This window comes from Caldimonas sp., assembly GCF_046289365.1.
Lineage (GTDB): Bacteria > Pseudomonadota > Gammaproteobacteria > Burkholderiales > Burkholderiaceae_C > Caldimonas.
The window spans coordinates 1-1,971 of record NZ_JBKBVU010000335.1; the positions used below are offsets into that span (position 1 = coordinate 1).

Here is a 1,971-nt window from a genome sequence, read left to right on the forward strand (position 1 = left end):
GTCCGCCATGGCCAACAGGTCTCCGGTCTTGGCGTCCATCACAATAATGACGCCCCATTCGGCGCCCAGCCAGGTCCAGCCGCTCAGCGCCACCGACTGGCGCTGCGCCAGGGCCCAGCCTAACAGAGACGTCAAGCCGTGGCCCAGGGCCAGGCCGAGCAACAAGCCCCCCGCGGCCAGCCACAGGGCCTGGACCAGCACCACGGCAGCCACCTTGTGCGGCGGGGCCCCCAGCATGCGCAGCATGGCCAGGTCGTTGGCCCGCTCGCGCACGGCATGGTACAGGCCGATGAACACCGACAGCGCCGCCACCACCAGCAGCACCAGCCCGAACCCGCGCAACACCTCGGCCCCCACCCCGACGATGCGCAGCAGGCGGGCCGTCTCCAGTGCCGGTGAGGCCGCCTGCAGCGCCGTTTGGGCATGGATCAGCCGCGGCAGGCTCACGGCCGCCAGCGGGCTGCGGTAGCGCAGCAACAGCAGGGTGACTTCGCGCTCAGCCTCGAGGTAGCGGCGGTCCTCCTCGTCCAACGCGGTCTCGGTCTCGTGCACCTCCCACACCGACTCGGTGGAGGTGAGGATCAGCCGGTCGAGCACCCTGCCGCTGCGTTCGAGCACCCCCACCACGGTGTAGGGGGTGTCGCCATGGGCCTCGCCCTCGCTGCCCAACCCGTGCACGCCGACGAAGCGGTCGCCCGGGCGCAGGCCCGTGCGTGCCGCCACATCGGCCCCCAGCACGGCCTCCAGCGTCCCCGCCCAGAGGCGGCCCTGGGTGAGCTTCGCGCCGTAGTGCTCCAGGTAGGCCGGCTCGGTGCCCACGATGCGAAACCCCCGGTAGCTGTCGCCCAGCGAGACCGGGATGACCGTCTCGACCAGCGGATGTGAACGCAACTCGTGCACGGTCTCGGCCGGGATGTTGCCGGGGGGCACATCCAGATGAAACACCCCGGACAGGATGAGTTGCAACGGGCTGCCCTTGGCCCCCACGACCAGATCGATGCCGGCCAGGTCGCGCCGCAGGCCTTGCTCGACCTGCTCGCTGACGAGCAACACCAGACTGATCGCCGCCAGGCCCAGGCTCAGCAGCAGCAGATGCAGCAGCGTCACCAGCGGACGCGCCCAGAGGTAGGTCCACGACAGGCGTGCGAGGTTCACAGCCGCAACTCCACCGGATCGTCGCCCGCCAGCGCCTGCACCACGCGGCGGTCATGGGTGGCAATCACCAGGGTCGCGCCCCGCTGGCGGCACTGCTCGCGCAACAGCGCCAGCACGTCGGCGGCCGCCTCGTCGTCCAGGCTGGCGGTGGGCTCGTCGGCCAGCAGCACGCGGGGCTCGCGCAGCACCGCGCGGGCCAGGGCCACCCGCTGGGCCTGGCCCCCGCTGAGCTCATGGGGGCGGCGCCCCGCCAGATCGGCCACACCCAGGAGGATCTGCAGAAGAGTGATCTTGGCCGAGGGAAGCACGAACACCTGGCCGCCGACCCGGATCGGTCGGTGGAACCAGGCCCCCCACACGAGAACGCCGGCGACCAGGGCAAGGAGCGCGCTCCCGGCCAGGCGCCACCACAGTTCGGAAATGCCGGTTGCGCGGGCGAGCACATAGGGTTCGATCAGAAGCGTGCCGCCGCCGAGCACGAGACAGCCGAGCCCGAAGGTGACAACGAAGAACAATTGCACTTTGGCCACTTCGAACAAATTGAAACCGATGGCACTATAGAGCTTGTAGCGAACCGTAGCACCGACGACGATCGCAAACCCCACCGCATGTGTTATAGACTGCGTGATAAAGGAAATGATGCCGGCGCGGAACCACGAGATCGGCCGTCCGATAAAGTCCGCGCATGACACCGTTAGGGTCTCGTGCACCGTCGGCACACAGCCCGCAGCGCCGAGCGCCACGCCGGCAACGACTGCAATTCTCTTCATGGATTCCCCCAGTGCGATGAGACCTTAATCCGCCGCCCATGAGAGA

Annotated in this window: 2 protein-coding genes; both read right to left on the reverse strand. The window is 68.9% G+C overall.

Translation table 11 applies throughout. The features are described 5' to 3' along the window. Positions 1–1,155: ABC transporter permease (locus ACK42S_RS17775; protein ID WP_409710748.1), on the reverse strand; the 1,155-nt coding region annotated here is incomplete at its 3' end. Further along, the gene (locus tag ACK42S_RS17780; protein WP_409710751.1) at positions 1,152–1,925 is read right to left on the reverse strand and encodes an ATP-binding cassette domain-containing protein; all 774 of its coding nucleotides are present in this window, start codon (positions 1,923–1,925) and stop codon (positions 1,152–1,154) included. The genes ACK42S_RS17775 and ACK42S_RS17780, both read right to left, overlap by 4 nt. Positions 1,926–1,971: the final 46 nt, after the last annotated feature.

Excerpts from the sequence above, each read along its gene's own strand:
- ACK42S_RS17780 (WP_409710751.1), bottom strand. The coding sequence starts at position 1,925 with ATGAAGAGAATTGCAGTCGTTGCCGGCGTGGCGCTCGGCGCTGCGGGC.